General features: G+C 35.3%; 6 protein-coding genes. All 6 read right to left on the bottom strand.

Features of this window, described 5'->3' with window-relative positions:
* Positions 1 to 142: 142 nt before the first annotated feature.
* The 6 genes from cas1 to mntA all read right to left on the bottom strand — a co-directional run bounded on the left by cas1 (position 143) and on the right by mntA (position 3,914).
* A complete protein-coding gene (gene cas1, locus ACUVXA_RS17655; protein WP_445872601.1) occupies positions 143 to 1,168 on the bottom strand; it encodes a CRISPR-associated endonuclease Cas1 in 1,026 nt (341 codons plus the stop codon).
* A gap of 18 nt (positions 1,169 to 1,186) precedes the next feature.
* The gene (gene cas4a / locus ACUVXA_RS17650) at positions 1,187 to 2,140 is read right to left on the bottom strand and encodes a type I-A CRISPR-associated protein Cas4/Csa1 (RefSeq protein WP_445872600.1); all 954 of its coding nucleotides are present in this window, start codon (positions 2,138 to 2,140) and stop codon (positions 1,187 to 1,189) included.
* A gap of 2 nt (positions 2,141 to 2,142) precedes the next feature.
* Entirely contained in the window at positions 2,143 to 2,757 is a 615-nt protein-coding gene (gene cas4, locus ACUVXA_RS17645) for a CRISPR-associated protein Cas4 (protein WP_445872599.1), read from the bottom strand.
* 61 nt (positions 2,758 to 2,818) lie between these two features.
* Positions 2,819 to 3,076, bottom strand: coding sequence for a CRISPR-associated endonuclease Cas2 (gene cas2 / locus ACUVXA_RS17640; RefSeq protein ID WP_445872598.1), 258 nt, complete (start codon positions 3,074 to 3,076; stop codon positions 2,819 to 2,821).
* Complete coding sequence (gene hepT / locus ACUVXA_RS17635) at positions 3,073 to 3,495, bottom strand: type VII toxin-antitoxin system HepT family RNase toxin (RefSeq protein ID WP_445872597.1); 423 nt, start codon at positions 3,493 to 3,495, stop codon at positions 3,073 to 3,075. Before hepT ends, cas2 begins: the two co-directional genes overlap by 4 nt.
* On the bottom strand, positions 3,492 to 3,914 hold the full coding sequence (gene mntA / locus ACUVXA_RS17630) for a type VII toxin-antitoxin system MntA family adenylyltransferase antitoxin (protein ID WP_445872596.1): 423 nt from the start codon (positions 3,912 to 3,914) through the stop codon (positions 3,492 to 3,494). The genes hepT and mntA overlap by 4 nt, the downstream gene beginning before the upstream one ends.
* Positions 3,915 to 3,984: the final 70 nt, after the last annotated feature.

The following is a 3,984-nucleotide window of genomic DNA, read 5'->3' as shown; positions in this document are numbered from 1 at the left end:
CTTTCAGTTCCCTCATCATGGGGAGCATTAGTGTAACCTACCTCTAAATATATTAAAATAAGGCATTTATTACAAAAATAATTTTAAAATAATCGAAAATATATTTTCTGCATTGAAACACCTTATATCTTCGAAAATAATCTTACCATCCGCAAATAAAGGGTTTGTATACCTGTCTATCTCCTCTGAGAAAGCTCGCAATAGCCTGAGCTTGCTTGATAATTATTGTTTTTAATTTCTGTTTAATTCCCTCATATCGTTCGTTATCATCAAGTCTTTCAAAGACTTTTTTTGCTATAGATTTTTTAGATTTATCTTCGATCATTCCATTCTCATCTACAACTATATCAGAACCTTTACCAATCATTGCAAATATTGCCCTATCTATGACAGATTGCCTGAACTCCTCAATCAGGTCAAAAACAAGGCTTGTTTTTCCAGCCCTATCAGTATGAACAAAACCACCGTAGGGATCTAATCCTGCGAGTATAATTGCTTTCTCAACCTGACCGTATAATATACCATAACCGTAATTAAGAGCTGAGTTTAAAGGGTCCTTAGCACCTCTACCTTCTCTTCCAGGCCAATCTATTTCCTCGCCTAACATTCTTTTTATAGTTTCCCAGTATAAAGAAGAAGCGCGACCTTCAACGCTTAGAAGCTGTTCCCTGACAACTTCTATATTATCTGCTTCTATTTTGTTGAGTTCCTCTTCGTGCGTTTCTAGCTTTTTACATGATATCTCCATAATTGTGTATAGGTCTTTATCAGCAGATTTTCTATATCTTGCAAAGTATTTTAATAAATTTCTCTGGTTTCCAATTTTTCCAAACGCAAAAGCCTTACCTAATATTAGTCCCCTTCTATCTGATAGAGCTAAAAGCTGCTCTCTCCGGGTCTTGACTGTTCCAATTAATGATGGACTTGTAAGCCTTCCATAAACCTCACCATTTCCTGAAATAAACACTATATCTATTCCTCTTTCGGAGCAAACTTCAACCACATCGCTGGAGATGGTTACTCCTCTGGAAGTAATAAGAATCGAATCAAGATGTATCAGGGGAATTTCTTCCAGTATCTCTCCGCTTGTTTTTACTCTTAACCTTTCACTATGTTTACTGAGAAAAAGTCCATAACGATCTAAAATGAGTTGACGTTTATTTTCCATCTTTAAACCTGATTGTATTTATTTTGGAATGCCTGAACATGCCTCAAAATAAGGACAGGTTTCATAGCATTCCTGAGGTTTTCCAGGATCAATTTCATTTTCAACCATGCGCATTTTTTTATCCCTTTCTTCTATAAACCACTGCCGCAATTCATCACTGATGTGGTGAAAATCTCTTTTAAGACGAACCTGATTATCTTTAAATCTCACATATACAATGCATCCGAGATCGACCGGGAATTCATATAGAGATTCCATAACCATTGCGTATCCTGTGGTAGTAAGTTTATGAAAATCTCGCTCAATTGGGTCGAACTTAAGATCGACCACCATCCCTTGAGAAAAAATATATCCATCGACTGCGAGATTGCTTGAAAGACCAAGAAATGTACCGTTCAGTCGTTGTTCCACCACAACAGGAAGTACCAGAAATACAAATGAATCGGCTTCACAATAAGGATATCTTGAACGTATATCATCTATCCGGAACGCTATCCTTGTTTTTTCAAACTCCCATAAAAGCTTTCCCTTTTCAATCATTGAATCATTAATAACCTGCTGGACTTTTAGACTTTCATGCGCACTACTACCAGATCTCAATTTAGTAGGATTAAAATCTAAACATCCTATTTCCCTGCTAAAGTCGTTGCTTGTAATCGTAGGGGTTTTATAAATAATGGTTTTTGATTTCGTAAAAAACTCTGATATGATCCGATGAAGAAGAAGACCTTCGGCCATAGCTTCATTTGCTTTGAAACCTATTCGACCAACCTTCTTCAAATAGATATCCCTTCCTGAACCGCAATACAAACTGCTGATATCTGAAATTCCCAATTTTGTTTTGTATACTGTTGCTATTGGGGGTTGTGCCCAGTTCCATCCCCGAAGGTCTGGGTGTACCTCATCACGTCTAGCATCCATGAGGAGTTTATGAGTAACATATTTGTGTTCTTCAGGGCTTAGAAAATACATTTTTATCCTTTACAAATTGGTCTGAATTCACATTCTTGACATCTCCCTTTATAGGGGGTTTCGTCAGGGAATATTTCATTGATGAGCATGTGTCTCATCTTTTTAATCTTTCCCGTTAGATATTGTTTTGCACCTTCAGAAAAATAGATTGATTTTGTACTTCCATCTTCAAGGCTATGAATAAACCCTCTGAGAGATTTTTTAAGGTACGATTCCTCCAGAAGTAGCCCATAGGCAAGGAGCTGATATTTATGATGAAGGGCAACAAAACGCCCTCTTGAAAAAGATCCATCCTTAAAATCTACAGGGATAGCTTCTTCTTCAGTTAACAGTGCCATGTCTAACAGTCCTGAAAGACCGAGAGATTCCGAGAATAGTTTTATATTGAAATATTTGGTTGGCTGGGTTCTTGATTTTGAAGTCCAATCTAGCTTAAACCTTGAGAATGTTCTTCGTTTTTCAAGACGTTCCTCCTCTTTCTGTCTAAGTTTCCCTTCTTCCATTTTGTAGGTTGTGGGTCTGAAACCAGGCATAAGGTAGTTAAAAAATACTATCCTGGGGCAATAGAAATATTGTTTAACATCACCAACCGTTAAAATGATCTTTGTGTCATTCATGTTTTAAGTTTTTAATGTGTGATGAGAATTATGCACTAATTGATCATTAACCTTTCTCAAGTTATTTTTCATCTTTTTCAACAATGTATTCAAGCTTTAGTGCAAGATCCTTTTCACATACTGGATAGATTTGGATATTTCCGGGTTCTTCACCTATTAGACGCTTTATTTTCTTGAACAGCGTTTCTTTCTGGTTATGGCTGAGCTCACCAAAAAAAGCAGAGTACTGGATTCTTTCCAGACCGAAGTCCAGACACACATCTGCAATTTTGTTTCTTATCTTATCTTCTACTATGTCATATATCACGATGCAATTCATGGGTTCTTTTCAATGATATTGAGCAGGTTTTTTAAAAAATCTTTTATTTCACCCAGTTCTTCAGCAAGAATTTCATACAGTACTTCTAAATCTATTTGGTTATAAAGGTGGACAATTCTGTTCCGAAATTGACTCATTTTTATGTAAGATTCCCTTTTATTTTTGGGTATATAACCTGCTTCTGTGAGTATTTCTATAATCTCTGCATTCGTATTTGGAGTTCTCAAACCCATTGATGCAATAATGTAACTACCAATGTCCAGAAGTGCTTGAATGGAAATTTGTAATCGGTGAAGTGCAGAATCTATATTTCTGAAATCTGAAATAAAATCCTCATAGGTTTTTCGTTTTAGTATATTTAGCTTTTCAAGACTATCGGTAATCATATCCATCTTAGACTGAATGTCTTCTAATTTCATATTTTTGTTAACCTTTTTTCTAAACCATATCGCTTAAATTTTTTTATAAATCTCAGTGTTGATTCAAAATCACAGTATTCCATAATGACATGTGATTCAAACCTGATTCTGAATTCTGGATCTGAATCGTAAATCAATTTTGAAGTTTTTAAAACGTTATGCTGAAATATGAGCTTTTGACTGTTCAGATCGATGAGATCAATTTCTCGTATACCAAAAGATTTTGAAATTCTGTAAGCAAGATAATCTTCCTCATGGATTAATTCTCTACCTTGAGGGTATGGAGATTTAAGTAATATGGCAATATCCATGTCACTCATTGGTCCTGTTTTTCCCGATGCGAAGGAACCAAATAGATATGCGCAAGCAATGTATGGATATTCTTTGAATATTGCTTGAAATTTTTCTAAATCGATCATAAGTCTTTTAACCTTGTAATTTTTAAAAATTAACAGCTATGTTAATGAGATTATTAACACCTTCCTTTAA

The organism is Candidatus Jordarchaeum sp., assembly GCF_052745115.1.
Note: the sequence above shows the minus strand (reverse complement) of the source record. Positions and strands in the feature narration are given on the sequence as shown.